The organism is Paenibacillus sp. FW104-T2 (genome assembly GCF_058789975.1).
Window position 1 is genome coordinate 20,710 of record NZ_JBYTCE010000002.1, and the last position, 17,002, is coordinate 37,711.

General features: G+C 48.7%; 16 protein-coding genes. 9 read left to right on the plus strand and 7 right to left on the minus strand.

The genetic code is table 11. From position 1 onward, the window contains the following. Nucleotides 1-32: 32 nt before the first annotated feature. The 5 genes from AC3WQ3_RS02850 to nirB all read right to left on the minus strand — a co-directional run bounded on the left by AC3WQ3_RS02850 (nt 33) and on the right by nirB (nt 5,165). The gene (locus tag AC3WQ3_RS02850) at nt 33-458 is read right to left on the minus strand and encodes an Rrf2 family transcriptional regulator (RefSeq protein WP_336780510.1); all 426 of its coding nucleotides are present in this window, start codon (nt 456-458) and stop codon (nt 33-35) included. Nucleotides 459-593: 135 nt separating this feature from the next. Then, nucleotides 594-1,223, minus strand: coding sequence for a YfbR-like 5'-deoxynucleotidase (locus AC3WQ3_RS02855; RefSeq protein ID WP_110821976.1), 630 nt, complete (start codon nt 1,221-1,223; stop codon nt 594-596). A gap of 260 nt (nt 1,224-1,483) precedes the next feature. Beyond that, nucleotides 1,484-2,266, minus strand: a complete 783-nt coding sequence (locus AC3WQ3_RS02860) for a formate/nitrite transporter family protein (RefSeq protein ID WP_154895075.1) — start codon at nt 2,264-2,266, stop codon at nt 1,484-1,486. Between the two features lie 52 nt (nt 2,267-2,318). After that, nucleotides 2,319-2,645, minus strand: coding sequence for a nitrite reductase small subunit NirD (nirD, locus tag AC3WQ3_RS02865; RefSeq protein WP_336780512.1), 327 nt, complete (start codon nt 2,643-2,645; stop codon nt 2,319-2,321). 90 nt (nt 2,646-2,735) lie between these two features. Continuing rightward, nucleotides 2,736-5,165, minus strand: a complete 2,430-nt coding sequence (gene nirB, locus AC3WQ3_RS02870; protein WP_492471425.1) for a nitrite reductase large subunit NirB — start codon at nt 5,163-5,165, stop codon at nt 2,736-2,738. A 312-nt stretch (nt 5,166-5,477) separates the two neighbouring features. Here nirB and AC3WQ3_RS02875 point away from each other — a divergent pair, with 312 nt between their 5' ends. After that, nucleotides 5,478-6,185, plus strand: coding sequence for a metal-dependent hydrolase (locus AC3WQ3_RS02875; protein WP_492471426.1), 708 nt, complete (start codon nt 5,478-5,480; stop codon nt 6,183-6,185). Nucleotides 6,186-6,512: 327 nt separating this feature from the next. Here the strand turns inward: AC3WQ3_RS02875 and AC3WQ3_RS02880 are convergent, their stop codons facing one another. Together AC3WQ3_RS02880 and AC3WQ3_RS02885 are read right to left on the minus strand one after the other, a co-directional pair. Beyond that, the gene (locus AC3WQ3_RS02880) at nt 6,513-6,830 is read right to left on the minus strand and encodes a hypothetical protein (protein ID WP_492471427.1); all 318 of its coding nucleotides are present in this window, start codon (nt 6,828-6,830) and stop codon (nt 6,513-6,515) included. Nucleotides 6,831-7,018: 188 nt separating this feature from the next. Further along, the gene (locus tag AC3WQ3_RS02885) at nt 7,019-8,092 is read right to left on the minus strand and encodes a M42 family metallopeptidase (RefSeq protein WP_492471428.1); all 1,074 of its coding nucleotides are present in this window, start codon (nt 8,090-8,092) and stop codon (nt 7,019-7,021) included. 623 nt (nt 8,093-8,715) lie between these two features. Here AC3WQ3_RS02885 and spoVAC point away from each other — a divergent pair. The 8 genes from spoVAC to yqeH all read left to right on the plus strand — a co-directional run bounded on the left by spoVAC (nt 8,716) and on the right by yqeH (nt 16,976). Beyond that, on the plus strand, nt 8,716-9,222 hold the full coding sequence (gene spoVAC / locus AC3WQ3_RS02890) for a stage V sporulation protein AC (RefSeq protein ID WP_170948175.1): 507 nt from the start codon (nt 8,716-8,718) through the stop codon (nt 9,220-9,222). Beyond that, complete coding sequence (gene spoVAD, locus AC3WQ3_RS02895; protein WP_492471429.1) at nt 9,219-10,235, plus strand: stage V sporulation protein AD; 1,017 nt, start codon at nt 9,219-9,221, stop codon at nt 10,233-10,235. Before spoVAC ends, spoVAD begins: the two co-directional genes overlap by 4 nt. A 3-nt stretch (nt 10,236-10,238) precedes the next feature. Then, nucleotides 10,239-10,589, plus strand: a complete 351-nt coding sequence (spoVAE, locus tag AC3WQ3_RS02900) for a stage V sporulation protein AE (RefSeq protein WP_336780517.1) — start codon at nt 10,239-10,241, stop codon at nt 10,587-10,589. Nucleotides 10,590-10,797: 208 nt separating this feature from the next. Further along, a complete protein-coding gene (locus tag AC3WQ3_RS02905; protein WP_095289796.1) occupies nt 10,798-11,754 on the plus strand; it encodes an AAA family ATPase in 957 nt (318 codons plus the stop codon). Between the two features lie 3 nt (nt 11,755-11,757). Then, nucleotides 11,758-13,005, plus strand: a complete 1,248-nt coding sequence (locus AC3WQ3_RS02910) for a DUF58 domain-containing protein (protein ID WP_164764224.1) — start codon at nt 11,758-11,760, stop codon at nt 13,003-13,005. Next, the gene (locus AC3WQ3_RS02915; protein ID WP_336780519.1) at nt 13,002-15,215 is read left to right on the plus strand and encodes a transglutaminase TgpA family protein; all 2,214 of its coding nucleotides are present in this window, start codon (nt 13,002-13,004) and stop codon (nt 15,213-15,215) included. Before AC3WQ3_RS02910 ends, AC3WQ3_RS02915 begins: the two co-directional genes overlap by 4 nt. Before the next feature lie 109 nt (nt 15,216-15,324). Next, nucleotides 15,325-15,852, plus strand: a complete 528-nt coding sequence (locus AC3WQ3_RS02920; RefSeq protein WP_095359536.1) for a YqeG family HAD IIIA-type phosphatase — start codon at nt 15,325-15,327, stop codon at nt 15,850-15,852. Continuing rightward, a complete protein-coding gene (yqeH, locus tag AC3WQ3_RS02925; protein WP_336780520.1) occupies nt 15,849-16,976 on the plus strand; it encodes a ribosome biogenesis GTPase YqeH in 1,128 nt (375 codons plus the stop codon). Before AC3WQ3_RS02920 ends, yqeH begins: the two co-directional genes overlap by 4 nt. The last annotated feature ends 26 nt before the right edge of the window (nt 16,977-17,002 follow it).

A 17,002-nucleotide genomic window follows, 5' to 3' on the forward strand; every position in this document is an offset into this window, starting at 1 on the left:
AAGGGTTAAAAAAAGCTCATGATGAGCTTTTTTTATTCAGAGACATGAACCTGATCCATCATCTGCTGTATCGTTACGCGGTTCAAGCGCTGTTCCATCGCTGTCTGGGCCTCAATGAGCTCGGCACGCAAGGTACGTTCGATCATGCTGCCCACGGGACAGTCCGGATTCGGATGTTTGTGGAAGTTGAATAGCTCCCCTTCCTGGACCACTTCGAGTGCCCGATATACATCCAGAAGGGTGATGTCTGCCGGGTCCTTTAATAAGGAAGCCCCGCCGACGCCCGGTCTAACCTCGATTAAACGGGCCTGCTTCAGCTTGGACATGATCCGCCGGATAATTACGGGATTTGTATTTACGCTAGAAGCAATAAAATCCCCGGTACACTCATTAGGTGCAACAGCAATTAAGGACAGTGTGTGAACAGCAATGGAAAAGCGGCTGCTGATTTGTTTCATGGATGATCACCACCGTTGTAACTATAATAGTTACAAATTGTGAGGTTGTCAAATATTATGTTCTAGATCATCATCCACAACGAAAAGAAGCCATGTCCCCAGATCAATCAAGTGGACCAAGATGGCCAGCACTGATTATTGGGACAAAGCTTCTTCGGTGATTTGGCGGATATCGAACGGGGAGCGAATGCCTTCTTCGATCATGTCAGGCAGAATGTTGTCTAAGAAATAACGTACACAGTGAAGGTCGATATTTTTGATTTTGATCAGTGCATAGCGGTACATGACGATGAATTCTTTCTCCGTATTGCCACGCTGCAGTTCCGCAAAGGCTTCATATACCTGGTCCATTTTATCCGCTACTTCTAGAATTAGGCCTTCTACGGAATCGTCTTTGCCTTCTCGCAGCTGCCTGCGGAAAATGTCCTTAAATTCCTCAGGGATATTTTCATTAATAAAATGCTCTACCATCGCTTCTTCCACATGGAGCAGCATGGAACGCAGTTCCAACGAGTAATGTTTGACGGGTGTCTTGATATCACCGATGAAGATTTCACCATAGTCATGGCTGCTGGTAATTTCGTATAACTTTTTCCAATCGATGCTTACTCCGTGCAGTTCTTCAATATCGGCCAGTGTCTTGGCATACTGTACTACTTTCCAGGAATGGGCAGAAACACAGTGTTCTTCGAACTTGAACTTGCCAGGCGTTCGAATGATGCGTTCAAGATCGTTCAGTGACCTAAAGTACGTATGAATTCCCATCTAGGCTATCATCCTTTGTTGGTTGAGTATGATCCGACTATACTTTAATTATGTTAACCACGGATTAACGATGTATGCGAGAAAGGTAAAAATAAACCTTGAAAGTGAAAGACATAAGCATGGGGATAAAGAGACAAAAGGGATATCCATGGACAAAACCAAAAAACCACCATATCGACTGAACTTTTATTCAGCTGACTCATGGTGGCTTTTTAGATTTTTAATGATTCACGATGAAGGAAAATGTGTACGAGATCCGATCAGGCTTTCTTTCGAACCGGGGAAATAAACCAATACGCCATACCGACAAACAACGCACCACCAATGATATTGCCCAGCGTGACGGGAATCATATTGTGCAGCCAACCTGCCAGTGTGATCGTATCGGGGTGGTTGGGCAGCAGCCAGGACAGTGATAAGAGCGTCATGTTGGCGACACTGTGCTCATACCCGCTGGCAATAAACGCATACAGACACCACCAGATTAGTACCAGTTTGGCAATATCCTCTTTGGAACGGGCCGCCATCCAGATGGCCAGACAGACGAGCCAGTTACAGAGAATACCGCGGAAGAACAATTCGGTAACGGGTGCAGCCATCTTTTTGGCTGATACGGCAAACAGTAAGTGCTCGGGTGCAGCTGTTTTAAACAAGCCACTGCCTACAATAAGCAGACTGAGCAGAATGGCCCCGATCAGATTTCCGAGGAAAACAAGTCCCCAGTTTTTCAAGGTTTCCCGAACTGTGGTCCGGCCCGCCAGCGTACTCATGGTAAAAAACATGTTGTTGCCTGTGAACAATTCCGAGCCTGCAAAAATGACGAGCGTGAGGGCGAGCCCGAAGGACATGCCCATCAGCATCATTTGCAAGGGTGACTTGGCTGCAAGCAGCGGTGCACCGATACTAAAGATCAGAATAATTCCAAGCCCAACGTAAGCTCCTGCCATTAAGGCAGCTACCATGTAACGCGGCAAGCTGGCATTCATCTGATCCCGTTTTTTAACGGCAGCTTCAATAATTCCTTCAACACCTGGTGTATACATCCTGGTCTCCTCCATTATTGTGCATCTATCTCGTTCCTGCTCATGGAGCTCGCTATACAGCAATCCAGACCTGTCCGTTCTCGAGTTTCACCGGAAACATCTGAACCTGTCCCTGATCTGGTGCCTGCACTTCACCCGTACTTAAGTCAATTTTCCAATCGTACAGCGGATCATAGAGATAATGTCCAGATACGATGCCTTCGGCGAGCGGCCCACCCTTGGGGTGGGGGTTATGGTTATCGGCAGCGAATACGGTACCGTCAGAGGCGCGGAAGACAGCCAGCTGTAGGCCTTCAATTTCTACCACTCTCCCGATCCGGGGGAGAAACTCTTCAATCTCTCCCGCCGGAAAGTAGGTGCCTGATTGTTTGGTTGTCATATGGACTGCTCCTTTTCTATGGCAGGTTCACCTGCAAATTAAATATCATATTAATCCAGTATAAAAAGCTACTATCTTAAGAGTTAGAGCTTAAGGACGAGCCGACACTTCAATCCCCTGGAACAGTTTGGTCTGGCCTTCTTCGTTACGCAGTGCTTTTTTCCATGGATCTTCCACATGGTTCAGAGCAAATTCGATGCGTCCCATCAGTGCTTTGCGTTCTTCCAGATTATCCACTACAACTGAACGAATCTGCTCAAGCCCCATCCGTTCTACCCATTCCGAGGTGCGCTCCAGATAGTTGCCTGTTTCCCGATAGTATTGAATAATTGCACCGCAGAGTTCAATGAGTTCTGCATCTGTTTTAACTTTGCATAAGGAGTCTGCCAGTCTGGCCTTGATACCGCCATTACCGCCAATAAACAACTCCCAGCCTCCATCGTTACCTACGATACCGATATCTTTCGTACATGATTCCGCACAGTTCCGAGGGCAACCATTAACCGCCATCTTGAATTTGGCAGGCAGATCAAGACGCTCGAATTTGCGTTCAAGCAGGGCACCCATCGCCATGGAATCCTGGGTACCGAAGCGACAGAACTGGGAACCGACGCATGTTTTGACCGTACGCAGCGATTTGGCGTAAGCATAACCGGAAGGCATATCCAGCTCCGCCCATACCTGCGGCAGATCCTCTTTTTTGACCCCGATCAGATCAAGACGTTGTCCCCCGGTAACCTTGACGGCTTTTACATCGTATTTGACCGAAATGTCCGCAATGCGTTTCAGTTCTTCCGGCGTGGTTACGCCGCCGTACATGCGCGGTATTACCGTATACGTACCGTCTTTCTGAATATTGGCGTTCATTCGTTCATTGACAAACCGGGATTCCTTCTCGTCTTCATGCGTATCCGGTGCAATCATGCCGAGGTAGTAGTTAATTGCCGGACGGCATTTGGAACAGCCTTCAGGCTGGCTCCAGCCCAGGACATTCATCACTTCTTTGGTCGTCTGCAATCCTTTTTGCTTGATCTCGGCTACAATTTCATCCCGGCTGAGGGAGGTGCATCCACAGATGCCCTGTTTGGCGCCGCTTGTGAAGCCATCTCCCAGTACATATTGTAAAATTTGTTCTACTACCGGTTTGCATCCGCCGCATGAACGGGTTGCGCCTGTGCAGGCTTTGATCTCATCAACGCTGCTCAGACCTTGATTCGTAATGGCATCGACAATCGTTCCTTTGGTTACACCATTACATCCACATACGATTTCGTCCTCAGCCATCGTTTCAATAGAAGCAGCTTTTTTGTGACCACCACAGCCCGTCCCCATCAGTGAGGCATACAGCTCATCCGTCATCTCGGTTTTCTGTTTGATTAACTTCTGCAATTCAGCAGAATCCGTCACATCTCCAAAGAGCACGGCACCGACCATGATGTTGTCTCGCAGCAGAATTTTTTTGTAGGTCCGTTTCCAGTCATCTTTATGGCTGATCACCGTATGGTCGGGACTATCGAGAAATTCGCCTGTGGAGAAGACGTCCACACCTGAGATTTTTAATTTGGTAGATACGACAGAGCCTTCATACGGAGCAGTTTCCACGCCGCAGATATGCTTGGCGAGAATCATGCCTTGTTCGAATAATGGGGCAACGAGGCCGTAGCATACTCCCCGGTGTTCGGTACATTCCCCGACAGAATATACACCTTCGAGTGAGGTCTGCATGTAGTCATCCACGACGATCCCCCGGTTAACTTCCATGCCGCTTTCGCGGGCTACAATCGTATTCGGTTTAATGCCTACAGCCATAACGACAAAGTCTGCATCCAGTATGGTATCATCGGCAAATCGGAGGCCTTCCACACGTTCCCCGCCGATCAATTCAGCTGTCTGTGCGCCCATCTTGAAACGAATGCCCTGACGCTCCAGTTCCGCTTTTAGCATGGCTGAAGCTTGAGGATCGAGCTGGCGTTCCATCAAATCTTGCATGAGATGAACTACGGTGACGTCCATGCCGAGCTGTACCAGGCCTTTGGCTGCTTCCAGTCCTAGAAGACCTCCCCCGATAACAGCCGCTTTTTTATATTGCTTTGCTGCTTCCAGCATCATGTTGCAATCGGCAATGTCCCGAAATCCAACAACGCCTTCTTTATCATGACCCGGAACGGGCAGGATAAAGGAGCTGGAACCTGTAGCGATAATGACTTTGTCGTAGGGCACCCGTGTGCCTTCATTTGTCACGACTTCCCGGGTATCTGCGTCAATACGGGACACGGTTGTACCGGTATGAAGTGTAATGCCATTGTCTTTATACCAGTGCAGATCATTCAGCACGATATCATCAATGGTTTTGCTGCCCTCCAGAACATAGGACAACATGATACGGTTATAGTTGGGATAGGGCTCCGTGCCGAAGACCGTAATGTCATAGCGTGAAGTTAATTTCAAAATTTGTTCAACTGTACTAATGCCGGCCATACCGTTACCGATCACGACAAGTTTTTCTCTGTTTCCGTTCATGTGTGTAAGCCTCCTTGGTTTAACACTGGACAATATCAACATTTTTAGTGGTTTATATTTGAATCATACCGTGAATTGCTAACACTTAATGTGATTTATTTCACTAAGAAAGAGATAAGTAGCACAAATTAAAAAGTGTGAGCCCGGTCACGGAAACTGTTTTTTTATTGGAGCTTGAAGAATGGAAGGTATTGAGGTCCAGATGCTACTTTAAAATAAGAAATACGAACTATTGTTCTCTTTTTGTTTTCGTTGTAACATCGAGAATGGGATATGATGTTCCCTATTTCTTCGAAAGGAAGTTTTCGCATCATGATGGGAAGATCCCACCTGATTATTGGAACAGGCGTTTCACTTTCAGTACTGCAGCTGATGGGTGTGCAAGTCACGGCACCGGCTGTTACGGTTGCGCTCATTGGCTCGCTGCTGCCGGACATTGATGAGCCGAATTCCTTATTGGTATCCAAGGCGCTGCCTAATAGTCTGATCAGGCTGCTGCAAACCATTTTGCTGCCTACAGCCGTATTTGTGTATTTTTATGTGCAGGCGAAGCCTTGGAATCTGCTGCTGGCCATTTTGGTCGGGCTGGTATCTTTCCTGCCATCGCGTTCGCTCCGCAAGGTGTTGATGTTCGCCATCGGACTGGGCCTTGTATTATACGGTCACGCCCTCGCACCATGGAACCTGATTGCAGGGAGTCTGCTCATGTTATGTACTACGCTGACCCACAGAGGTTTAACCCATACGGTCTATGGAACTGCAGTTTGGGGAGGACTGCTGTACAGCACAACGCATGAGCAGGGACCGGAGATTTGGGTTGCCGGAGGCGTAGCCTATGCCATGCATTTGCTTGCAGACTCGTTGACGAATCGAGGGATTCGTCCGCTTCCGCCACTCAAGTGGAGGATCAGGGCGAATTTAATGAGCACGGGGACCAAACATGGAGCCGTGGTCGAGAATGTATGTATTGTGCTAACGCTTATTTTGGCATGGATCGCATTTTCACCGTTATTTCTGTAACTCTGAGTAATAGGCATCGAGGTTTTTATCGGATTATGTCGCATGACAACATCAGCATGAATTCAAAAACGCCAGTCCAGAATAGAGGACTGGCGTTTTTTATTGGCTCTCCGAATCCTGTACTAAACCTTACCGTGTATATAGAGTTCAAGGGGCTAAACCACAATTGGGAGCAAGGTTCAGGAAGAGGATGGGGAATCGGTAAGCTCATCAATATCCGAAGAGCCAAATACAAAGAGCACAACAAGGATAACTACAATTAATAGCTCTGCAAATCCAGTTCCGTCAAAGTCAGACATCATCCCAGCCTCATTTCATTCCATTCATTTAGGAATTCATTCTTTTTTGGAAAGCTCGCATCACATCATCTAGTGTCACATCGCCCATCTCGTCAAGAAATTGGACCAGTTTATCGGCATTCGAAGGCGTAATGTTTGTCAGTGTTTTATATTGTCCAACCAACTCAACGACCAGAGTAGCTTCGCGAAACAAGGTCACAGCGTCGACTCTTAATTTGCCGCTAACTAGCAATGCTGCAACAATGAGTTCCAGGTTCTTACCTTTAAGGTTGCCATTGAGAAGGGAGTTTGCGGCATTTGATTTTTTGGAGCCATTATTCGATTTTCCATTCCTTCCCACTGCCATGACAGGACCCCCACTGCTTGGTGTTTTGTTCTCTTTCGTTGTTGTATCTTATGTGTTATTTCCTATAATGTTCGAACTATTAATCTATTTTTACGCAAAAAAAAAGAGACACTCCAACCAAAGTCGGAACGCCTCTTTATCTGGAGAGAGATCAACCAGAGTTGTTCAATTCTGTCACTCCCTGAGCATTACGCGTTTTCAATAATGGTGTTCATGGTCGTACGATCCAAACCCTTCACCAATTTGACAAGCAGTGCCTTGGCAGCATCATAGTCATCGGTGTGAATGATGGAAGATGAGGTATGGATGTAACGGGCACAGATCCCAATGACGGTTGAAGGTACGCCAATTCCGCTCAGATGAACTTGTCCTGCATCCGTGCCACCAGGTGAGATAAAGTATTGCATCTTGATCTGGTTCGAAGAAGCGGTGTCCTGCACATATTCCACCATGCCGCGGTGAGTGAACATGCCTGGATCGAAAATACGAAGCAGAGCACCTTGCCCAATGTGTCCAAAGGACTGTTTGTCACCTGTCATGTCATTGGCTGCACTGCAGTCCAGGGCGAAGAAGATGTCTGGTTCAATCAGATTGGCAGCTGTACGCGCACCGCGAAGCCCCAATTCCTCCTGAACTGTTGCACCGCAATACAGCGTGTTTGGAAGCTTCTCTTGGTGGAGTGCCTCAACGAGCTCAAGGGCAAGTCCGACTCCGTAGCGGTTATCCCAGGCTTTTGCCATGATTTTTTTCGGGTTCGCCATGGGTGTAAATTCACAGATTGGAACGATTTGCATGCCTGGGTGAATCCCCCAAGATTCGGCTTCAGCACGGTTATCCGCACCAATATCCAGGTACATGTGATTCAGATCAACCGGTTTGCTCCGTTGGGACTCATCCAGCAAGTGAGTAGGCGTAGAACCTACAACGCCCGTTATACGGCGATCGGGAGTGATGATCTGAAGGCGCTGAGACAAGACAGCCTGACTCCACCATCCACCAAGCGGTCGGAATTTAACCATGCCCGTTTCCGTAATGCCTGTTGTCATGAAGCCCACTTCATCAAAGTGTCCGGCTACCATAACTTTCGGGCCTGATTCTTCACCGCGAAGTACACCGAAAAGGCTTCCCAGACGATCCTGGACAAATTCCTCTGTATATTGGGAGAGCTGCTCCTTCATCCATCCGCGAAGCTCGCGCTCGAATCCGGAAGCGGAAGGGAATTCCGTTAATGTACGAAACATCTCCATTGTTTTTTTATTCATGTGTCGACAACTCCTCTGCTTGTATGTATGACAGTCTTGACAGAACGGCTGCAGACTGTTGTCCTCCATTCTTAAAGGACATTATTAACCACTGGTCACATTATAGTATGAACCTTGCGCACCTAATTGTCCATGTCTGTGTCACGTATCGGATGCATCATTAGTACAATGAACATGAAGTTTTCTTTTGGATTGGGCTTTTCCCTCACGCCTTTCACAGCATGATTGAATATGCATGAGTTGAGACGCTCCTGCGTTCCCATAACCGGGGATTTTTATTCGTTTGCTTGACGACAGGAAGGAGTTGGGACACCAGATGAAGCCACCTCATGAAGGCAATGAAGACATCCTTTTTATCGTCCTTTTTATTTTGCTCGTCATCGTACTTCTTTATTTATAGGGAAATACTTCACACCTGACTGTTGTGCGATTAGCTCAACTTCTCTCTAATCCGGCGTATTGAATTTAAGCTGCTAAACCGTTCTCTCCCCAACTGGAAACAATTGATGCAATTCGCCGGATACATAACCTTCCCACGATTAACAAACAATGAACATAGGATTCCACACGAGATGCAGCGACAAGCTGTGCGACCTATACGATTTCTAAGGAGGTTCTGAATCTTGCCAGCTCAAACCAAAGGATCCGGTAACGGAAAAAAATCATCATCCCTGTCCATCAGCGAACAGGATTACAAGAAAGTAGCCAAAAAGCATGAGCCCGCTCGTCCGATCCTTGCGAATTGCATTAAGGCTTTCTTTGTCGGGGGATTCATTTGCATCATTGGACAGGCTATCCAGGAAGCATTCAAGGCAGGTTTCGATATGACTTCCAAGGAAGCGGCCAGTCCTACGGTTGCGGTCATGATCCTGATCTCGGTTATCCTCACCTGCCTTGGGGTCTACGATAAAATTGCCCAGTGGGCCGGAGCAGGAACAGCGGTCCCGGTTACCGGTTTTGCCAACTCGATGTGCTCAGCAGCATTGGAGCACCGTGCGGAGGGACTTGTTCTTGGCGTTGGAGCCAACATGTTTAAGCTAGCCGGATCGGTTATCGTATTCGGCGTCGTGGCTGCCTTTATTATAGGTATCATCTACGCCTTCCTTGGATTAGGAGGTGGGCATCTATGAAGCTTGTCGGACGCCAAACCTGGGAGTTTGAGAACCGCCCTCGAATTATCGGCAGGGCTGCGGTTGTTGGGCCAGAGGAGGGAGCTGGACCACTGTCCGCCGATTTCGATTACGTCTATGACAATCTGGAGATTGGTGAGAAAACATGGGAAAAAGGGGAGCGCAAGCTGCTTGAACAAGCTACACAGCTGGCACTCATCAATGCAAACATCACAAAGGAAGAACTGCAGTTTTTCATTGGTGGCGATCTCCTCAACCAGATCATCAGCAGTTCCTTTTCGGCTCGGAAACTGGGAGCTCCTTACCTCGGTGTATTTGGGGCTTGTTCGACCTCCATGGAGAGCCTGGCATTAGCATCCCTAATTGTTGATTCAGGTGGAGGTAATTATGTCCTCGCCGGTACGGTCAGCCATAACTGCACAGTGGAGAAGCAGTTCCGCTACCCGACCGAGTATGGATCCCAGAAACCTCCTTATGCACAGTACACCGTGACCGGCTCAGGTTGCGGCGTAGTTTCCCGCTCTGGAGAAGGCCCTGTTGTCACGCGGGCAACCATTGGACGGGTCATGGATCTTGGCATCAAGGATCCGTTTAACATGGGGGCTGCCATGGCTCCAGCAGCGGCAGATACCATCGTGTCTCATTTTCGGGATACAGGACTTGAACCAGGGTATTACGATCTGATTGTCACTGGCGATTTGGCTTCGGTTGGACACCCTATCACGAAAGAACTGTTGCAAAAGGAAGGCATCCCCATGGAACAAACGACGTTTAATGACTGTGGACTCATGATTTATGATCGGGAGAAGCAGCCATTCGTTGTAGCAGGCGGCAGTGGATGCGGCTGCTCAGCGACTGTAACGTATGGACATATATTGAACAAAATGCAAAAAGGCGATCTCAAACGGGTACTGGTTGTGGCCACGGGTGCACTGCTGTCACCGATTTCCTACCAGCAGGGTGAGAGCATCCCGTGTATTGCACACGCCGTAGCCATTGAAAAGGAGGGATAAACGATGCAATTTCTATGGGCGTTTATTGTTGGCGGATTGATCTGTGTAGTGGGTCAGCTGCTGATGGACGGCGTCAAGCTGACGCCGGCTCACACGATGAGTACACTCGTTGTGGCAGGGGCGGTTGCGGATGCGCTCGGATGGTATGATCCGCTGGTTAAATTTGCAGGGGCAGGGGCATCTATTCCCATTACCAGTTTCGGTAACTCACTGGTGCACGGGGCATTAACCGAGCTTGAAAAGGACGGATGGATCGGGGTTATTACCGGGATATTCGACTTGACGGCTGCAGGGATATCAGCGGCGATTATCTTCTCCTTTCTCGCCGCGCTGGTGGTTCGGCCGAAAGGCTGACAAGGCGCAGTTCAATGGTTTTAGCCATATATGTATACACTAAAAGGCTCCGGATGTTTAACATCCGGGGCTTTTTGTCGCAATCATGCGAGAATGGCGGCCAATCTGACGGCTGGAAACAAATTGTGATTCTCTTCGAGTGTACTCGCGCCCGTTGTTCATGTACAATAAAAGGAAATCTGTATGCTTTTTTAGGAGGTTAGACCACATGCCTGTGCGCAAAGAGTCGATCCAAATCATTTCAGCAGTTCGTTCTAATCTAGAATCTTGCATAATGGGGAAATCCTTTGAAATTCAACTTTTGCTCACAGCTTTGCTTGCAGGCGGACACGTTCTGATCGAAGACGTACCCGGAACAGGCAAGACACAGTTGATCAAAGCATTATCGAAATCCATGCGCGGAGAATACCGCCGCATTCAATGTAATCCAGATATTTTGCCAAGTGATATTACAGGTGTATCCGTATTCCACCCGCGTGACGAGCGCTTTTATTTCCGTCCGGGTCCGGTCATGACCAACATACTTCTGGCGGATGAGATCAACAGGGCAACAACGAAGACCCAGTCAGCTCTGTTGGAAGTGATGGAAGAACGCAGTGTAACGGTAGATGGCGATACCTATGATCTGCCACACCCGTTCATGCTCTGTGCTACCCAGAATCCAATTGATTTTGAGGGAACGTATACACTGCCGGAAGCACAGCTCGACCGGTTTATGCTGAAAATAAGTCTGGGTTATCCCGACAAGGATATCGAGAGAACATTACTGAAGCAGCATCAGTCAGGACAGCCCGTGGACCGGCTGGAGTCCGTAACTCACATGGACCAGATATCGGCGATTCAGCAGGAAATCAAGGAAGTCTTTATTGGTGATCCGGTCATGGACTATCTGCTTGACGTCGTTCGCAATACACGTTCGCATCCGTCCGTTCTGCTGGGGGCCAGCCCGCGTGCAGCCATTTCATTCATGATGGCGGTGAAGGCGTTTGCCTTCCTGCAGGAACGTGATTATGTGCTCCCGGATGACGTAAAAACGATGGCCCCGTATGTCCTTTCCCATCGGATTGTACTGCGTCCTGAAGCGAGACTGGACAGCATGAGCTCTGAAGCCGTACTGAATTCTGTACTTCAGCAGGTTCGTGTGCCCGTCTCCATGGGGCAATAATTCATGAAGCCGCTTTTGAGTAATGTCAGAAGAGGAATGCGCCACCCCCGCGTATGGAGTATCGCGATGGTGTGGATTTGCTGCTTGGCCTATGTATTATTCCAGGGCGGGAAAACATCCATCATGCTGCTTTCGATGGTAACCCTCCTTTGTCTGTATCTTGCCATTGCCGGATTCAGTGGAGTAAGACGTGCACGCGGTGTACGAATGCTATCATCGGGTCAGGACCATGAAGAGCTGCTGCATGCCGGTGACCAGGTTCAGGTGAAGCTCAGGCTGACCATTCCCGGATTTTTGCCACTGCCCTACGTGGTTGTCCGTGAAATGCTGCACCGTCATAACGGAGAATCCTGGTCTTTCAGGGAGAGCCTGATTCCGAATATGCGGGGAAATGGAGAGCTGTCTTTCCAGACTCCGCCGCTGGAGCGCGGCAAATACGCGTTTTCCGAAACGGAATGTGCAAGCGAGGATATTTTTGGCCTGATTGAGCATCGTGGTACATTCAAGGCCAAAGGCGAGTTTAGGGTGCTGCCTCGTACCGTATTCATACCGTACTGGCAGCTGTACGATCGTAAATCACGACTGTCTGGTCCACAGACCGCACAGACGCGTTCCCGCAGGGAAACAACTCAAATCAACGGTGTTCGTGATTACGTGTATGGCGACAGGCTGTCCCGTATTCACTGGAATGCTACAGCCAAGACAGGAACATGGAAATCCAAGGAGTTCGAACATGAATCGGTACCCAAAACCATCTTAATACTTGACGCTCTGGCGAGCAGTTACGAGCAGGGGGAAACATTTGAGCTGGCGGTTTCCACTGCGGCATCGTTATTGGAGTATGGTACGAGAGAACGGATGGGTATGGGGCTGATGACGCTATCTGACCAAACGACGCTGCTTCCTCCAAGCGAAAGCCTGATGGATCGGCAGAAGATGATGCATCATCTGGTGGATGTTCAGAATGATGGTCAGGATAAAAGACTGCTGCCCGGTATTGAAAAGCTTGCTCGTCAGCTGCCACAGGGCGCTTATTTTGTAGTCATATCTCCCCAGAAGGATGAAAAAGTACTGGAACTGCTGCGGTGGGCTGATACTCGCGGGATGACTCCATGTCATATTATCCTTGATACCAAGGATTCACGTCAGAGTGCCGAATGGGCCGCCATGCTGCGAGGAAGAGGCACGAGATCCTTTGTAGTTTCCCATCTGCAGGAACTTCCAACGGTTATGGGGGGAGGTTCTGTATGAGAACGAATAGTAGAGAACAGTCGATGGGAAAAAGATCATGGTACCATGCCGCGTCGCTGCTCTGGATTTTCCTGATTGGGATGCAGTGGATTTCGTTTACACAGGAATCCTGGTACACCGAGACGACATCATTGGTATTATGGACGCTGGCTGCGGTCAGTGTGCTGGAGATTATTTTACCTTTCAAAACGATATACCGTAACATCATCAAGGCAATTGTTCTTATTTATATTTTGCATAAAACGCTCATTGATTACTCTGTCTACATTCCTTACGGTACACTGAGCGATCGGACGGAGCAATTTCTGCTGCATTTGACCCCGTACATCTGGTTCTCCCTATGCGCATGGGTCATGCTTGAAGCTGCTCTTCGTCTGGTGACGACAACACGCCGTATTCTAGTTTTTCTGGGTGTGAACATCGTTTCGATGGGTATTCTGGATTCCTTCACCCAAATTCCACTCTGGATTGAAGTGGCTTGGGTCATGTTTGCCGGGATGGGGTGGCTCGTTTGCCAGCACTTCCGCAACTTCCAATTGAACTACCCACAGGGCTGGAAACGATTGCTCCGTTATCCGTACAAAATACTCGCAAACATCGCCATTATTTTTTCTCTAATTATTGTAGCGAGTGTTAACATGCCCGAAGTACCGCCTACGCTGACAGATCCTTATACGGCATGGCGTAACTATACCGGAAGCTCTACCAGCCAGACTGGCAACGGGACGCTGGATATTCCAAGTTCAACAGAGTCCGGATACAGCCGGGAAGATAACCAGCTGGGTGGTGGATTCAACTTTGACTACACACCAGTCATGTCGGTAACGACCAATGAACGGAGTTACTGGCGGGGTGAAACCCGGGAAGAGTACACCGGTACAGGGTGGGATGACCGCAGACGGGTGTCCTCGGAAGATATAGAGATTGGACAAACCCTTGAGAATGAGGATGCGGGCAATGTAAATACCAAGCAAGTTACGCAAAAGGTAACCATGCTGAACGATAGTGTATATCCAATCCTCTTTGGTGCGTATTCCATAACCGAAGTAAGTTCGGTCAATGGCGAGAACGAATCAGGCCGGATGCTGTGGAATGCAAATCAGGCAGAGCTGCACATTGTCACAGATCGGCAGCAGCCGCAATTCCCTAAAACGTATACGGTTGTATCCGAAGCACCAGTCATCGTGGAAGATGAGCTCCGTACCAAGACGTTTGATGATCTATATGGAAGCAATCCTGCAGATGACATGTACCTGCAAATGCCTTCCCGTTTCCCGGACCGGGTAACAGAGCTTGCGGCCGAAATAACGGCTGCGGCAAATACGCCGTATGAAAAAGTGGCATTACTGCAAGACTACTTACAACAAAACTTTAATTACACTAACAATCCCGATTTATCCCGAAAAGTGAGCAATGACTTTGTTGAAGGATTTTTGTTTGACATCCGTGAGGGGTACTGTGATTATTTCTCTACAGCACTCGTCATGATGGCACGTTCGGAAGGTATTCCTGCCCGCTGGGTAAAAGGATATGCCCCTGGCCAAATGTCTCTTAATTCCGACATGCAGGCTCCACGCCAGCCTGGTTCTGAGATTGAGACCACGTATACCGTGACCAATGCAGATGCCCATTCCTGGGCTGAGGTGTACTTTGGTGAATACGGATGGATTCCGGTTGAAGCGACACCTGGCTTCGATATGCCTCTGTTGACGGAACAGCCTGATGTACAGCCGGTAGACGAGCCTGAAGAACAACCAGAAGAAGAACAGGTTGTAGAAGAAGAGCAAGTACCTGCACCTGAACAAGCAGCATCCGGCATTCCCGCGTTTGTGATCTGGGCGGCCGTGGCTGTACTTGCTCTATGGGTTGCTTATATGTTCTGGCGGAATCGCTTCTCACTCCGTTTCTGGCTGCTGCGTCTGCGCACTGGCGGACCACTTACCCCCGAGCAGAAAGTTATTGCAGAGACAGAACGCTGGATTCGCTATGTGAAACGAAAAGGATTGACCCGAAGCGGAGACGAGACCCTGCGCGAGTCTGTCAACCGATGGAGTCAGGCCAAACCGGCTGCGGCAGCAACGCTGCAAGAACTGCTGGCGATGTTTGAACGCACGCGTTATAGCCCAGCTTCCGTTACTTCGGACGATTGGAAGGCAGTCTATGAGACAGCCTCGAAGCTGCGCAAGGAACTCAAAGCGGAACGGGCATAGAGGATGCCCGTCCCGTTTTTCCTTTTTCCCATACCATCAGGCACTGTATGCATTTTCAGGAAAGACGGATTTGTGATATAGTGTGTCGTATGAAACTGAGGTGACTTCTTTGTTTAAAATGTTAATGCCCAAGCTGCGAGTAGACACGGTTTTTGACATAAATCTGGAAGAGCTGTACGCTCAAGGCTACCGTGGAATTATAACTGATCTGGATAATACGCTTGTCGGTGCCAAAGCTCCTGATGCCACGCCGGAACTGATTGAATGGTTTGCGCGTGTGAAAGAGGCGGGTTTCAAGCTGATGATCGTGTCCAATAACAATTTGAATCGTGTATCTTTGTTTGCGACTCCGCTGGATATCCAGTTTGTGCATAGTGCACGCAAACCATCGAATGCACCGTTTCGTAGAGCAATGAAGATGATGGAGCTTACTCCAGAAAAAACGATTGTTGTAGGCGATCAGATGCTTACGGATGTATATGGAGGCAACCGACTGGGACTTTATACAGTCTTGGTACTGCCCATTTCCATCGGTGATGAAGGTTTCATGACCCGCTTCAATCGTCGCGTGGAACGGATTGCTCTAACCAGTTTGCGCAAGAAAGGCTTATGGCTCGAGGAGGAAAAGAAGAAATGACAGAAACGCATAACGGCAATCCTGCCGTAAGATGCAGTGGATGCGGAGTGCATCTGCAAACGGAAAATCCGGACAAACCCGGATTCATTCCGGAGAAAGCGCTGGATCGTGAACCGGTCATATGTCAGCGTTGTTTCCGGATCAAAAACTACAATGAGTCATCATCGGTCACAGTGGATCAGGACGAATTCCTGGCTCTTCTCAGCAAAATCGGGGATAAGGATGCACTTGTCATCCATATCGTTGATCTGTTTGACTTTGACGGCAGCATCATTTCCGGTCTGCAGCGTTTTGTAGGGAACAATCCGGTTCTGCTGGCTGTTAACAAAACGGACCTGCTTCCCAAGGTAACCAACTGGAACAAGGTTCGTAACTGGGTACAGAAGCAGGCTAAGGAGCAAGGTTTGCGTACGGTGGATATCGTGCTCTGCAGTGCCAAGCAAAATCAGGGATTTGATCGCCTGCTGGAGCTTGTTGGTACCTATCGCGAGGATCGTGACGTTTACGTGGTCGGCGGAACCAATGTGGGTAAATCGACATTGATTAACCGTCTGATCCGCGACTACAGCGATTTGGAGCAGGAACTGACAACCTCCCGTTATCCGGGAACGACGCTGGATATGGTCAACATTCCACTCGATGATGGCAAATTTATTATTGATACGCCGGGAATCGTGTATCCATGGCGTTTCAGTGAGATCGTATCACGCAAGGATCTGGCAGCCATCATGCCGGACAAGCCGCTTAAACCGGCCGTGTATCAATTAAATGCCGGACAGACGCTGTTCTTTGGTGCCATGGCTCGTTTTGATTTCATTGAAGGTGATCGTCAGTCCTTCACTTGTTATACAAGCAATGCAATCGATATTCACCGGACGAAGCTGGAGCGTGCAGATGATCTGTATCGTGACCACGTCGGAGAACTGCTGTCCCCGCCAAGCCGAGAGGATGCAGCGGACATGCCTGAATGGACACGGCATGAGTTCCGTATCAAACGCGGCAGCCAGTCCGATGTGTTCATATCCGGTCTGGGCTGGATTAAGGTCAATGGTGAGAATGGGGCGCTTGTCGCTGTACATGCACCAAAAGGTATTCGAGTGCTGGTTCGTCCATCTTTGATCTAGTTATACGGCAAATTGATTCTCTATAG